Source organism: Westiellopsis prolifica IICB1, assembly GCF_004323185.1.
GTDB lineage: Bacteria > Cyanobacteriota > Cyanobacteriia > Cyanobacteriales > Nostocaceae > Pelatocladus > Pelatocladus prolificus_A.
In genome coordinates this window covers 1041015-1054042 of sequence record NZ_NAPS01000001.1, presented here as the reverse complement: position 1 = coordinate 1054042, position 13028 = coordinate 1041015, and the positions used below count along the sequence as shown (strand labels likewise).

At 39.5% G+C, this 13028-nt stretch carries 11 protein-coding genes and 2 pseudogenes; 8 read left to right on the top strand and 5 right to left on the bottom strand.

Annotation, left to right across the window (positions count from 1 at the left end):
- Positions 1-15 precede the first annotated feature (15 nt).
- From B4U84_RS04485 to aroF, 7 genes are all read left to right on the top strand, one after another.
- Positions 16-858, top strand: coding sequence for a YaaW family protein (locus B4U84_RS04485; RefSeq protein WP_017309564.1), 843 nt, complete (start codon positions 16-18; stop codon positions 856-858).
- A gap of 258 nt (positions 859-1116) precedes the next feature.
- On the top strand, positions 1117-2493 hold the full coding sequence (locus B4U84_RS04480) for an O-antigen ligase family protein (RefSeq protein WP_131115772.1): 1377 nt from the start codon (positions 1117-1119) through the stop codon (positions 2491-2493).
- Between the two features lie 417 nt (positions 2494-2910).
- On the top strand, positions 2911-4605 hold the full coding sequence (locus B4U84_RS04475; protein WP_131115770.1) for a TM0106 family RecB-like putative nuclease: 1695 nt from the start codon (positions 2911-2913) through the stop codon (positions 4603-4605).
- 46 nt (positions 4606-4651) lie between these two features.
- On the top strand, positions 4652-5839 hold the full coding sequence (locus B4U84_RS04470) for an esterase-like activity of phytase family protein (RefSeq protein WP_131115768.1): 1188 nt from the start codon (positions 4652-4654) through the stop codon (positions 5837-5839).
- Between the two features lie 517 nt (positions 5840-6356).
- On the top strand, positions 6357-6626 hold the full coding sequence (gene rpsO, locus B4U84_RS04465; protein WP_017309568.1) for a 30S ribosomal protein S15: 270 nt from the start codon (positions 6357-6359) through the stop codon (positions 6624-6626).
- 12 nt (positions 6627-6638) lie between these two features.
- Entirely contained in the window at positions 6639-7103 is a 465-nt protein-coding gene (locus tag B4U84_RS04460; protein ID WP_131115766.1) for a PAM68 family protein, read from the top strand.
- 543 nt (positions 7104-7646) lie between these two features.
- Positions 7647-8705: a 3-deoxy-7-phosphoheptulonate synthase gene (gene aroF, locus B4U84_RS04455; RefSeq protein WP_131115764.1), complete on the top strand. Its 1059-nt coding sequence runs from the start codon at positions 7647-7649 to the stop codon at positions 8703-8705.
- 59 nt (positions 8706-8764) lie between these two features.
- Here aroF and B4U84_RS30335 read toward each other — a convergent pair whose 3' ends face one another.
- From B4U84_RS30335 to B4U84_RS04440, 4 genes and pseudogenes are all read right to left on the bottom strand, one after another.
- Positions 8765-9202, bottom strand: coding sequence for a toll/interleukin-1 receptor domain-containing protein (locus tag B4U84_RS30335; RefSeq protein ID WP_165490286.1), 438 nt, complete (start codon positions 9200-9202; stop codon positions 8765-8767).
- A 75-nt stretch (positions 9203-9277) separates the two neighbouring features.
- A pseudogene (locus B4U84_RS04450) lies at positions 9278-9859 on the bottom strand (DUF1517 domain-containing protein); the annotation flags it as partial.
- Between the two features lie 396 nt (positions 9860-10255).
- Positions 10256-11095, bottom strand: a complete 840-nt coding sequence (locus B4U84_RS04445) for a DUF1190 domain-containing protein (RefSeq protein WP_131115761.1) — start codon at positions 11093-11095, stop codon at positions 10256-10258.
- Positions 11096-11201: 106 nt separating this feature from the next.
- The gene (locus tag B4U84_RS04440) at positions 11202-11795 is read right to left on the bottom strand and encodes a DUF1517 domain-containing protein (protein WP_017309573.1); all 594 of its coding nucleotides are present in this window, start codon (positions 11793-11795) and stop codon (positions 11202-11204) included.
- A 237-nt stretch (positions 11796-12032) separates the two neighbouring features.
- Here B4U84_RS04440 and B4U84_RS04435 point away from each other — a divergent pair, with 237 nt between their 5' ends.
- Positions 12033-12878 (top strand): prephenate/arogenate dehydrogenase, encoded by an 846-nt coding sequence (locus tag B4U84_RS04435; protein ID WP_131115759.1) that lies wholly within the window; start codon positions 12033-12035, stop codon positions 12876-12878.
- Here the strand turns inward: B4U84_RS04435 and B4U84_RS31105 are convergent.
- Positions 12832-13028 (bottom strand): annotated as a pseudogene (locus B4U84_RS31105) (hypothetical protein); the annotation flags it as partial. The gene B4U84_RS04435 and the pseudogene B4U84_RS31105 sit on opposite strands and share 47 nt — an antisense overlap.

The window sequence follows — 13028 nt, the reverse complement described above, 5'->3', positions numbered from 1 at the left end:
AGGGAGGCAGGGAAATTGGATGAACTGAGGGCGGTACTCGAACTTGCTACTGAAGATGAATTGCAAGACTTAACGGCAATTATGTTTAGCCGTAAGTTCAATCCCCTAGATTATATTCAGACACCTGAACCGATAGAAATACAGAGCCAGGGTCGTGAAGCTTGGCTAGATGCACTGGAGGAACGCTTTCGCTTTTTAGCAGCCGATGGTGTGACGGTATTGCGAGGACGTACAAACCAAGTAACATATCGGCAAGCACTAATTCAAGTCTGTAAGTATTTAAAAATACCTTATTCTGATGATTTATCAACTATCGATTTAGAAGCAGAAGTGTTTTTACACCTGCTAGGACGGGTGTGGAAAAAATTGCCAGAGAAAGATAAACAAAAGTTAACTGTAAAAGTTCAGCAGCAGTTGGCAAAATCACAACTGAATGAACCACTACCGCTTTCTTTGCAGCGTGATCCCTTGGGTTTACTTTTCAAAGGAGGTAGCGCTTTGGCTGTCACTTCTGTGATCCAGCCATTATTACTTAAGCAAATAGCCCGTCAATTTGCAATGCACTTTGCTACCTATCAAGTCACCAAACAAGCTGCGCTTCAAGGTGGGACAGCTGCTACAGTACAGTTTCAAAACTACGTAACATTGCAGATGGCAAAACGGGGTATGGCTGTAAATGCAGCTCGTTATGGTACTGTCAGGAGTGTCTTTGCATTTGTAGGGCCGATGATGTGGGCTTGGTTTTTTGCAGATTTAGGATGGAGAACGATCGCTGTTAACTATGGTCGAATTATTCCCACTATCTTCGCCCTAGCTCAAATTCGGCTCACTCGTATGGAATGCTGGGAATTAGCCTGATGGAATAATCATTGGTCATTGGTAGAGACGCGATAAATCGCGTCTGTGCAATTGTCATTGGTCATTAGTTACTAGACCTCTTGCAAAAGTCGAACTAACCTCCCTGTGTCTCCCCGAAACGGTGGAATAAATCTCTCAGCGTTTTGAGGAGGGTAAGGGAACGATTGTTGGTTATTTTTGCAAGAGGTCGATTGATTAGTGGAATATAAGAAACAACTAACAATAAACCACAGACAAGTGACAAATAACAAATGACAAATGACAAATGACAAAGAACAAATGACCAAGTATAAATTACCATTTTCACGCCATCCTCACCCAAAGCTGCAATTTTCGTGGTGTTGCGCCCAGTTAGGATTGTTAGTCTTACCATTATTTCCATTATTGGGGTGTGTGCTTCTATGTGTGGCGTTGTTAGGAACGTGGTTAGTAAAATACCGCAGAATTATTCGTCAACCCCAAAATTTAGGGTTTGCGGTTTTAAGTATATTGCTCGTCATTAGTACTGTTTTTGCTTTTGATCAAAAGGAGGCTATTCTCGGTCTATGGAATTTCTTACCATTTATTTTATTTTTTGCTGCTTTTAGTGTCTTAATTGAAACACCACAACAACTGCGTCAAATATCTTGGATTTTGGTAATTACTTCTGTACCAGTAGTCATCATTGGTTTAGGACAATTGTTTTGGGGTTGGACTACACCACCAGCTTGGAAAAGTATTTTTGGTTGGGCGATCGCATCCGGAGGAAACCCACCCGGTCGCATGGCTTCTAGTTTCATGTACGCTAACACTTTGGCTGGTTATCTGGTGATCGTGTTTGTGCTTGGGTTGGGTTTGTGGCTAGATGCATATCGGAAGTTAAGAGTCAATTATTCCCTGGATTTTCGTATTCCCGTACTTCTGCGTCTCCCTTCTCCCACTACGTCAGTTGTTTGGCTGACTTTCATCGTAATGATTGATTTTGTTGGGTTAATTTTAACCAATTCGCGTAATGCATGGGCGATCGCTGTTTTTGCTTGTTTAATTTATGCAATTTATCAAGGTTGGCACTTTTTGGTCGCTGGCGTTACTGCTATCACCACGAGTATACTTGTAGCTGCTTTTGCTCCTCCACCCATTGCTCAATTGTTTCGTAAATTAGTACCTGCTTACTTTTGGGCGCGGTTAAATGACCAAATGTATCCCGATAGACCACTCGCCCTCCTTCGCAAAACTCAGTGGGAATTTGCTTGGTCATTAGCTCAAGAACGTCCTTGGACTGGTTGGGGTTTACGCAATTTTACACAACTTTACAAAGCAGAAATGCATATTTGGTTAGGTCATCCCCACAACTTTTTTTTGATGCTTTCTGCTGAAACTGGATTACCCGCAACTTTTTTATTTTGCGCTTTGCTAAGTTGGATATTCATTGCAGGTATGCAACTATTATTAAATTCAAAAGCTCTTAAAACCGAAGATAGATTAATATTTTTTAGTTATCAAGTTGTATTCGGAGTTTGGGTATTATTTAACACAGCAGATGTTACCCTCTTTGATTTGCGACTTAATACCCTTTCGTGGTTGATTATTGCTGGTATTTCTGGTGTCGTTTATCGCTATACTCATTATGATAAATTCATCGCCAAGCATACTTAGTATAGTAAAAAGCTAAAAAGCTATTTTCAAAATTATCTACCTTGACTTAAGTGTATACACAGTTGGTACTTAAATATAAAGTTAATAAAATTACTAGTATCACGTCTTTGACTGTGAGTGTGGCTAATCACACATTAGTCACTGTTGCTGATTGTTGGGAAGGTAGTAGGTACACTCTTTACGGGTGTTATCTTGCAAAAATGGGCATCTGTAAAAAGATGTCCTTTTCTATATTCGATATCCACCAACTAAAAAGTATCTTAAAATAAAATAGACTATACAAAAATTCACGCTCTTTGGTAATCTACCAAAGTCAAACAATACAAAAGTGTAATACCAGGAGTAGGAAAACCGAAACTGGTAGCTTCAAACCCTAAACCCCAGGGTAATCAGCCTTTGGGAGTTATAATATATTAAATGCTAATTAGTGCTGAACTACTGCTGCAATACCATCGCTGTAAGCGCCGACCCTATTTAGATATCCACGGTGACTTCAGGGAAATAGATAGTGCAAATGATTTGCTGATTAAGTTGCAGCGAGACAAAATTGTATATCAAAAATCAGTCCTCAGAGAATGGAATTCTTACCGACCCAGTTATCCCCAAGGTGACTGGTACAGAGGTCAAACTGCGACTATTGAGTTAATGCAGCAGGGCGTAGAGTGTATTTATCATGGTGTGCTATTAACTCAGTACTCTGATATAAACTTACACTCATCTAATTTAATAGATACACAGGAAGTAACAGACACAGAAACTGAAGATTTCTCGGTGTCCCCTAGTTTGGGTTTCCCTGTGTCTTCTTCAGCTTCACCTGTTTACCCTGATTTAGAAAGATATACCCTATTAAGTCGTCCAGATTTACTGGTTAAAAAGCCAGGACAATCTTGCTTTGGAGATTGGATGTATGTTCCGGTGAATATCGAACTAGGAAAACGTCCTAAGCAAGAGTATCAAACTGTAGCAGCATTTCATACCCAAGTTTTGGCAATGGTGCAGCAAGCAGAACCAGAAGTGCCATGGCTAATTTTACGTGGTAAAGAGACTAGATATCCAGTAGATTTAATCAAAGCAATGCCACAAATGCATCGTATTTTGTGGGAATTGATTCAAACTTTAGAAACAAATAAAGCACCAGAGATATTTATTAGTCGTCAAAAATGCAATCTTTGTCATTGGTATAGTAGTTGTTATGCGATCGCTCAATCTCAAAAACACCTGTCTCTACTCCCAGGGATCACACCCGTTCGCTACACTCAACTACAAGCACTAGAGATCACCACATTAGAATCTTTAGCTCAAACAAGTCCAACTTTACTAGAAAATCTACCTGGTTTTGATAGCCAAGTTGCTTGTAAAGTTATAGTCCAAGCTCAATCTGTCATCGAAAATCGCCCACTTATCCTACCTGTTTGTGACAAAATTTTAACTCTTGCTGAGGATAACGTCGCGACAAATGGATCTACTCTAGCCAATGGTATTGGTCAACAGCAGGATTTACTGCTAAATTCTGCACAGCAAATTAATCCCCTAAGTTTTACTAATTTGTCTCCAGATATATCTACAGCACCAATTGAGCTTTACTTTGATATTGAAGCTCAACCAGACTTAAATTTAGATTATTTATTGGGTGTTTTGGTTGTTGATAGACAAACCAACACAGAACAATTTTATTCTCTATTAGCAGAAAACTTAGAAGACGAAGGACTAATATGGCAACAATTTTTGAATTTAGTCTGGCAATATCCTAACGCACCAATTTATCATTTTTGCGTCTACGAATCTGACACAGTGAAGCGACTAGCTAAACTTTACCATACTCCCCATGCTGTTGTACAGCCCATACTGAATCGGTTTGTAGATGTGTATGAAAAACTAACCCAAAGTGTAGCATTGCCTGTGGAAAGTTACGCTTTAAAAGCGATCGCACGTTGGTTAGGTTTTGAGTGGCGTCATCCTGAAGCTAGCGGTGCTAAGTGTATATACTGGTATGACCAGTGGTTAAAAACAGGCGATCGCACTATATTAAAAAAAATTCAATCCTATAATGAAGATGATTGTCGTGCTACACGCAGTGTGAAAGACTGGCTCGTTAACTTTTTTGCCAACTGAGTTATGATATCGTGTTGTTGAATTTTATGATTAGCAACACTTCCCTATGCACTTCATCAAAAAAATCTTCAAATTTCCCAAATTTATTTTATTTTTTATTGCCATTTTCATTATCAGTATTTTATTAAGTAATTTCAGAACATCAGCTGTTGAAATTGCAGATATAAAATTTATTGGTTCTGCTACCTTACCCAAAGGTTTATTCTTTCAAAAAACTGAAGTCGGAGGTTTATCAGGAATTACCTATGATACTAAAAATGACCTGTACTATGCCATATCTGATGACCGTAGTAACAAAGCTGCGGCTCGTTTTTATACTCTCAAAATCAACCTGAGCCAAGGTTCCCTTAAAGATAGTGACGTGACTATTGTTGGCGTTACTCCACTAATTAACGAAGCCGATAAAAATTTTGGCGCAGGTAGTATAGATACAGAAGGAATCGCCTTAACCAGCAAATCAACAGTATTTATTTCTTCTGAAGGTGATGCTAATCAAGTAATCAATCCTTTTATTAAAGAGTTTTCTCTATTTTCTGGCAAAGAATTAATAACACTACCCATACCAAACAAATTTTTGCCAGATAAAAGTGGAAAAACAGGTATCCGCAACAATTTAGCTTTTGAAAGTCTCACAATTACACCTAATGAAAATAATTTATTCACAGCCACGGAAAATGCTCTCATTCAAGATGGTTCGGAAGCCAAGCCAAATACTAGTAGTCCATGTCGGATATTGCAATATAATTTATTGACAAATCAACCCGAAAAAGAATATCTTTATCAGACTGAAGCGATCGCACCATTTTTTAATATTTCTCGCAAATTTGCTAGTGGGATACCTGATTTAATTGCTCTTGATAATCAAGGACATTTTCTGAGTCTAGAACGGAGTTTTACTGGCTTAGGATTTGATATTGCGCTGTTTCAAGTTTCTCTAGAAGGAGCGACAGATATTCATAATATTAACAATCTTTTAGCATCTAGCTCCCCAAATATTAAACCAGTCCAGAAAAAACTACTATTAGATTTAAGAAAACTTGACGTATATTTAGACAATATTGAAGGTATAACTCTTGGTCCCAAATTACCAAACGGACAGCGTTCATTAATTCTTGTCAGCGATAACAATTTTAATTCTCTGCAACGTACCCAATTTTTAGCTTTTGAATTCAAGATCGAATCACCTTTGATTAGGTTATTACGTCGCCTGAGAAATATTAATTTTCAGCGCTAGGAAAATACCCAAATCATAAAATAAAAATGAACTACTACCAATGACTAAAGTAAAACAGCGCAAATAAGTAAGTAGTGGCGTGTCAAGCCTAAAATGATGCAATAAATCTTTTCTTCCTTCTCTGCGTTCTCTGCGCCTCTGCGGTTTATTAATGCACTATTCTAGTCTAGACACGCCAGTAGGCGAAAATAAACATAACTATGTTAAGAAATATAAAATTGCCCAAACGCTTACTAATGACAAATGACGATCCCAACGAGTACCAGACGTGCCAATAGCGCTATCGCGCATGGCTTCGCTAAGGCAAGTCTGGTACATTTGTGCCAACCTACTTCACTCCCAAATCCCTTGTTTCCTAATCTACATCTACAGCTTCGATCAGAGCGATCGCTTTACGGATGAGATGAGCCAAACAATGTTGCAGTTTCGGTAATCACTATCCTCAAAGATTCATAGAGGTTTGTGATAATATGGGAGACTGCTGCATAAATTATAGAAATAGACAACTAACTCAATCATGGCTCTGACGCAACAGCGCAAACTGGAGATCATCTCCCAATACCAAGTACACGAAACCGACACAGGCTCTGCCGATGTTCAAATTGCCATGCTGACGGAACGTATTAACCGTCTTAGTGAACATCTGCAAGCCAACAAGAAAGACTTTTCATCCCGTCGGGGATTGTTAAAGTTGATCGGTCAGCGTAAACGTCTTTTATCCTATATACAGAAAGATAGTCGAGAACATTATCAAGCTTTGATTGCTCGTCTCGGCATTCGTGGATAGGAACTCTTTGTTATGCCTGCTGAATCTGATCGCTTGCCATTTGAACCGAATAAAAAGCGTCAAAAACCTGCCAAGGCAGAAAGTAAACCCCCAACTGTTAAACAAGAGCCTGTAAAAAAGGAAAAGAAAAAACCACGTTATAGCAAAGAAGAAGTTGCTATTCCCCAAGTAGTCAGCCAACGAATGATGCGTCGTGTGGCTGGTTTTGCTGGAGTGCCAACTTCTTTGGGAATTATGACCTTGGTTGTTAGCTATTTCCTTCTCACCAACACTGACATCAAACTACCTCCCGTCGCTGTTTTATTAGTGAATATGGGATTTTTTGGTTTAGGTGTATTAGGAATATCTTACGGTGTTCTTTCTGCCTCTTGGGATGAAGATAGAACCGGAACTCTGTTGGGTTGGAATGACTTTATTACCAACTTTGGACGGATGGTGTCAGCTTGGCGTGAATCTCGGCAAAAAAAGAATACATAATTGCTAGCGCTCAGAGACTCAGATAATTGCTGATCTGGAAATAAAGATTTTTTCAGAGTATTGGGTAGATTTGAGAAAAGTGTTGAAGTTCTTAAACTTCAATATTGCTAAACTCAGCAAAAATTAATATTTTTTTAACCCAATACAAGTAGCAAAACTTCTGAGCGCTCTATTTTTTATTTGTTTTCTCAAAGTAATTTATTAAATAATTACTATAGATTCGTAAAAATTAAAAGAGATTTGTACTAAAACCTAAAGAAAAAACTAGAAACCACAAACCCTAAGAGATCATTTATAAAGTAAATCTTAAGCTTGCCACGCCAGTAGGGTGTGTTATGCCGTAGGCTAACGCACCATTTAGATAGCGGTGCGTTAGGCGCTTTTCAAGTATTTTTTATTACAAATCATATTTAAGTCTGCGCCTAACACACCCTACCGTGATTTTATTTTTACTTTATAAATGACTTCTAACTGAATTTCTTAGATATTTAGATATTAGATATTAGATAATAATTAATAGCAACTAGCAATTAGCAACTGAACATGATTGTAGTCATGAAAATTGGTTCCCCTGAAGCGGAAGTTAACCGCATTAGCGAGGAACTCACCACTTGGGGGCTGACACCAGAAAAAATTGTTGGTAAACACAAAGTCGTAATCGGTCTAGTTGGTGAAACAGCCGACTTAGATCCCCTGCAAATTCAGGAAGTTAGTCCTTGGATTGAGGAAGTATTGCGGGTAGAAAAGCCTTACAAACGCACTAGCCGTGAATACCGCCATGGAGAAGCGTCTGAAGTAGTTGTCAATACTCCTGATGGGCCTGTTACCTTTGGCGAACACCATCCCTTAGTTGTTGTGGCTGGACCCTGCTCTGTCGAAAATAAAGAAATGATTATTGAGACAGCGCAACGTGTCAAAGCTGCGGGAGCTAGATTTCTCCGTGGTGGTGCTTACAAACCCCGAACTTCGCCTTACGCCTTCCAAGGTCATGGTGAAAGCGCTTTAGAATTACTAGCAGCAGCGCGGTCAGCTAGCGGGCTGGGTATTATTACAGAAGTTATGGACGCTGCTGACTTGGACAAAATTGCAGAAATTGCTGATGTTGTCCAAGTAGGAGCAAGAAACATGCAAAATTTCTCTCTACTTAAAAAAGTAGGGGCGCAACCAAAGCCAGTTTTACTGAAGCGGGGAATGTCAGCAACTATTGAAGAATGGTTGATGGCTGCTGAATATATTTTGGCAGCGGGAAATCCAAATGTGATTTTGTGCGAGCGAGGAATTCGTACCTTTGACCGCCAATATACGCGCAATGCTTTGGATATATCAGCTATACCAGTGTTGCGAAACCTGACTCATCTACCAATTATGATTGATCCTAGTCATGGTACTGGTTGGGCTGCTTATGTACCTTCGATGGCAATGGCCTCTATTGCTGCTGGGTGTGATTCTTTAATGATTGAGGTTCACCCCAACCCGAAGAAAGCTTTGTCAGATGGGCCTCAATCTCTGACACCAGAAGCTTTCGACCAGTTAATGCAAGAACTAGCAGTCATTGGTAAGGCTGTAGGACGTTGGCCACAACCAGCTCCTGTATTCACATGAAAATTTAGTAATTATGAGTACCTCTGTTTAAGTAATCTTTAACAGGGGTTTTATCTGGTTTACTTGTCTTCAGGCTTACTTTGTATAATGCCCCAGTATAACGAATCCAAAGGATTATAAATAATTTCCTCAGAAAAACTTACCCATTTGTGTTCTTTCAGAAAAACCAATTCTGGAGGAAATTCACGAACATCTGGTAGCAAAACAGGAATTACTGTAATACCTTTTTCAACACATTGAGTATACAAACTTCTTAATTCTACTTTCTGCCATTTTCCTAATCCATGTTGACCAATGAAGAAAGCAGCAGCTTTGATTTGCGGAATTATTTTTTGAATCTCTTCTTGAATAATTTGTCCTGCTAAAATTGCTTCCTCATCTAACCACGGTTTCAAGCCGCGTTGCTTGAGTTGTTTGGCAATTTCCCTAACTAGAGGCTTATCTAGACTATTGTGCGCGAGAAAAACATCATATTTTGGTTGAGTATCGCTTGTCAGAGTGATATTGTCAGTGGCTGCTGGAGTAAATGTAGAAGGCTGCGATATTTCTACAGGTTGATTTGAATTTGGCAGTAAAGGAATTAATTCTGGATAATATTTCAATACCTGCTCGTTAGTCAGTTTATCGCCTAACTTGGCTGGTGAGAAATGCACCTGAATTGCCCTTAAAGTATGTTTGTAATATAAATTTATTAAAGTTTTAAAGCCTGCTCGCAGTGCAGAAATATTAGAAAGGTCAGTTTCTAAATCTGCTACTTCCCCTTCATAAGCTACTGTAATCATCACAATTAAGTTGGGCGTTAAAGCTTCAGAAACAAATTCAGATGTAGAACTAAAATCTGATCCACTTAAATAACGTGCGGCTGAGTCTGTAAATAATTCATTCACATAATCTCCCGCTTCGCCTTCATTCCAAAATACATCACCTTCATTAGCAGCAGAAAGCCAGTATTCATCGTATTGTAGTAGAGTTTGGCAAATTTCTACTAATCCTTCCCCTAAGATTTGCATGTCGCCTTCAGAATCAATAGCTTCTTGGACAGTGCGATTTAAAAATTTTAAAAGTGGTGCTAACTCTCGCCCGCTCAAATGGAGAAATAAGCGACAGACGACATAGCGAGTACGGCCCATCATTTTATAAAAAGTATCACGCATTTGTTGATTCCGTTATTTTTGTAGAAAATTTTTATTGATTTGCGCCGACTTATTATCAGGTTCGCTTGATTACTTATGATTCCCTCTGAACCCCACCCCGGTTTTGTCTAACGCCAAAACCGCCCCTGCCCGCGTGAGGGGAGGGGATTAATACCATTTCACAAAAATCTTGATACAAATACAGGTGTGTAGAGACGTAGCAATGCTACGTCTCTACAAGATTCATATGTATCGCTATTAACGTGAAATGGTATAAGGGGTGGGATGCAATGACTGTGGTATAACAATTATCCGAACTTGATATTATTTAAAGCAATTTTAACTTTCAGTACATAATAGAAAAAGGCAAAAGGTTGTTCCTTTTGCCTTTAATATAAAATCAGAATTCAAAACTTTTTAGCGGCGTCTGGGTGAGGTTCTACCACCAAAACTTCTGGATGGCGGTGGACGTCTGATTGTACCAGAACCCTTACCAGATTGACGCAGATTTCTAGAGCCATAGCCAGAACCAGTAGCACGATTACCAGTTGCGGTAGGTGGTGTTGTGCGTACAGTAGAGGTATTTCTGCGAAGATTTCCTGTTGTGCGGAAAACAGTGCGATTTCTGACTGCTGCTGGTGGCTGATTATAACGACTCTGATAGCTGGAAACTGCATCATTGTAGCTTCTGCCATAACCGCCGTAACCACTTAAGGGTACTCCTGGCTGATACACAGGTGGTACGTAGTACTGAGGTCTAAACAACAGACTACCAAGGGCTTGACCAGCTAAAGCACCAGCAAAAGGTGTCCAAAAACTACTTTCTTGACGAACGACTACTGTCTCCTGCTGTCCGGTTTGAGGATTTGTCTGAGCTTGGGTGACATTGTGGACGTACTCGATTTTAAAATCTTCTGTTAAGTACATCGCTGGCTGTCCATTCTCTACTTTCAGGTAAGTTTTTTTACCCTGTTTAATGTCATCATCGGTCAGCCGTGCCATTTGCAAATTTTCCGTTCTAACCGTTGGGGGCGTAGCATTGAGCAAAAATAGAGTATATTCCCCATCAGCGTCGTTATAAGTAGCTTGCTGGACTGGATACTGACCATCTTTCAATTTACTTATGTTTGTTGTTTGGCTAGCATTGTTTGCTTGCGGCTGATTTTGATTTGCTCCACTACCACAGGCAACTGTGGTTAAACATAAGCTGAAAATTAAAAAAGTTACTGTAAGTTTACGCAAAAGTTTCATCAGCATTATACTGTTTTCTCATTTTTTGAGCTTAACAATTGATTGATCGAACTGGTAATTGGTAATTGGTAATTTCTGATTAGTGAAAACCGATCACTTATTTTCCTACAAGTTATAAAGGTACCAACTCTGGGTAGAATTGCAATAGTTGATCGCTGGTAAGCTCATCACCTAATCGCGCTGGGGAGCAATGTATCTGAACGTCTCGCAATTTCCCTTGATTATGCAAATCAATTAGAGCTTTGAGACCAGCTTTAATTGAATTGATATCATAAAGGTCAGTTTCCAAGTCTGGTGCTTCACCTTCAAAGGCTACAGTAATCATGAAAACCACATTACGTGTCACTGGTAAAGTCAAAGGTTCATCTTCAGAGTAGGGATTGTTGAGATCCAGTTCGCTCAGATAGCGTTCAGCAGAGTCAGTAAATAAATCATTGTAATAGTCACCAGCTTCACCCTCGTCCCAAAAGAAGCCCCCTTCATAGTGGGACGATCGCCAATATTCTTCGTATTGCAAAAGGGTCTGGCAGATTTCAAGCAGTCCTTCTCCTAAAATTTCCAGGTCGCCATCAGCGTCTATGGCTTGGCGAGCATTACGATTGTAAAGTCCCAAAAGCGGTGCTACTTCTTGTCCTTGTAGATGAAGAAAGAATCGACAAACTACATAGCGAGTTTTACCCATCATTCGATTAAAGGAATCGCGCATTTTTACTCCTATATTTGGTCAATGGTTAGGTAGGGTTTCTGACTACTAAATCAATGTTGGATGATAGAGCGATCGCCATTACGACTAAAATCAACCTATTCACAAATCATACCCTCGGTTTTTAAACCAAATCTGGAGGTCGAGTAAAAGTCATTGGTTTACCTCACCGGATGTCAATTTGAATAGTGGGTAAAGTTGGATATCTTAACTGGTAATTGAATTTCGGTCACAATCACAATGAATATTGGTATTTTAGGACTTGGACTAATTGGTGGTTCTTTGGGTTTAGATTTGCGATCGCATGGACATTATGTATTTGGAGTTAGTCGTCAGGAATCTACCTGTACCAAGGCGATCGCTCTTGGTAGTGTAGATGAAGCATCTGTTAACATGGGTTTGCTCACTGCCGTAGAGGTTGTATTCATTTGTACACCGATTGGACTGATTATTCCCACAATTGAGCAATTAATCACTCATTTACCTGCTAATGTTGTGATCACCGATGTTGGTTCAGTCAAAACACCGATAGTTAAGACAATTTCTCCCCTGTGGACAAATTTTATCGGTGGACACCCCATGGCGGGTACAGCCGAAAGTGGTATTGAAGCTGCACAAAGACATCTATTTGTGGATAGACCTTATGTGTTGACACCAACTCCTACAACACCCCCAGAAGCAATATCTACTGTAGAAAAAATAGTCAAACAACTGGGATCTAAACTTTATTATTGTCCTCCCGAAGATCATGACCGAGCAGTGAGTTGGATTTCTCATTTACCAGTCATGGTGAGCGCTGCTTTAATTACCGCTTGTCTGGGTGAAAGTGATCCCCAAGTGTTGCAATTAGCAAAAAACTTAGCTAGTTCTGGCTTTAGAGATACTAGTCGCGTCGGCGGCGGAAATCCAGAGTTAGGAATGATGATGGCACAGTATAATCAACAAGAGGTATTGCGATCGCTCCAACAATATCGCCATCATCTTGACGAATTAATTCACCTGATTGAGCAAGAAAATTGGACAGATTTAGAAGCAAAGCTCAAGTTAACTCAATCAAACCGTCCTGAATTTGTTGAAGATTGTTAGTGGTTATGAGTAGAGACAGGGAACAGGGAACAGGAAAAAAACTTTGATCTCCGTCATCGAGTCTTTTATACTCATTAACGAGTCTTTGATACTCGTCATCGAGTCTTTTATACTCATTAACGAGTCTTTGATACTCGTCATCGAGTCTTT

Excerpts from the sequence above, each read along its gene's own strand:
- B4U84_RS04480 (WP_131115772.1), top strand. The coding sequence starts at position 1,117 with ATGACAAATGACAAAGAACAAATGACCAAGTATAAATTACCATTTTCA.
- B4U84_RS04475 (WP_131115770.1), top strand. The coding sequence starts at position 2,911 with ATGCTAATTAGTGCTGAACTACTGCTGCAATACCATCGCTGTAAGCGC.
- B4U84_RS04470 (WP_131115768.1), top strand. The coding sequence starts at position 4,652 with ATGCACTTCATCAAAAAAATCTTCAAATTTCCCAAATTTATTTTATTT.
- rpsO (WP_017309568.1), top strand. The coding sequence starts at position 6,357 with ATGGCTCTGACGCAACAGCGCAAACTGGAGATCATCTCCCAATACCAA.
- B4U84_RS04460 (WP_131115766.1), top strand. The coding sequence starts at position 6,639 with ATGCCTGCTGAATCTGATCGCTTGCCATTTGAACCGAATAAAAAGCGT.
- aroF (WP_131115764.1), top strand. The coding sequence starts at position 7,647 with ATGATTGTAGTCATGAAAATTGGTTCCCCTGAAGCGGAAGTTAACCGC.
- B4U84_RS04445 (WP_131115761.1), bottom strand. The coding sequence starts at position 11,095 with ATGCTGATGAAACTTTTGCGTAAACTTACAGTAACTTTTTTAATTTTC.
- B4U84_RS04440 (WP_017309573.1), bottom strand. The coding sequence starts at position 11,795 with ATGCGCGATTCCTTTAATCGAATGATGGGTAAAACTCGCTATGTAGTT.
- B4U84_RS04435 (WP_131115759.1), top strand. The coding sequence starts at position 12,033 with ATGAATATTGGTATTTTAGGACTTGGACTAATTGGTGGTTCTTTGGGT.